Genomic DNA, 547 nt, shown 5'->3' on the forward strand with positions numbered 1-547 from the left:
CATCCACCTTGCCGTGACGGCTGGCGGCCGCGACGAGGCGATAGTCCTGGTCTTTCGCCAGGGCCGGCAGGTGCTGGTCGCGGACGATCTTGCCGACGCCGACGATGCCTATCTTGATGGGCTGGGACATGGCCGCTCCGTCTGTTTGATGATGGTGATGGCTTCTTATCAGAACACTTGCCCCGGGCAAGCCGAAGCCGAGCAGCCAAGCTCAGCCTTCCCTTAGCGGCAGCACATTTGTCGGCTGGGAAGGCCTCGGTCGCCGATTCGGTTCGGCAGTCGATTCGAAAGCTGGACCGGGGTCAGATCGGCACGTCGAAGGTAACGATCGACACTTCGCCTTCGAGCGCGCCCTGGAAGGCGGAAATATGCGGCTCTTCGTCGGGGATGCCGTCCATGTCGCCGATCTGGTCGAGCTCGGCCTCGGCGTAACCTTCGGCGGCAAGCGATTCGAGCGCCCGGCGCACCGCCGAATCGTCGTCGGGCGCAACCAGCATGACGTGGACGCCTTCCGGTTTGCCGCCTTTTTTCTTCCACACCCGGCCGG

General features: G+C 64.0%; 1 protein-coding gene and 1 pseudogene. Both read right to left on the minus strand.

The window, feature by feature from the left end:
* Positions 1-130, minus strand: a pseudogene (locus EN879_RS38295) (gfo/Idh/MocA family oxidoreductase); the annotation flags it as partial.
* Between the two features lie 172 nt (positions 131-302).
* Positions 303-547: transcriptional regulator (locus EN879_RS38300; protein WP_127274828.1), on the minus strand; the 245-nt coding region annotated here is incomplete at its 5' end.

Origin of the sequence: Mesorhizobium sp. M7A.F.Ca.AU.002.02.1.1, assembly GCF_003998535.1 — a bacterium.
Taxonomy (GTDB): Bacteria; Pseudomonadota; Alphaproteobacteria; order Rhizobiales; family Rhizobiaceae; genus Mesorhizobium; species Mesorhizobium ciceri.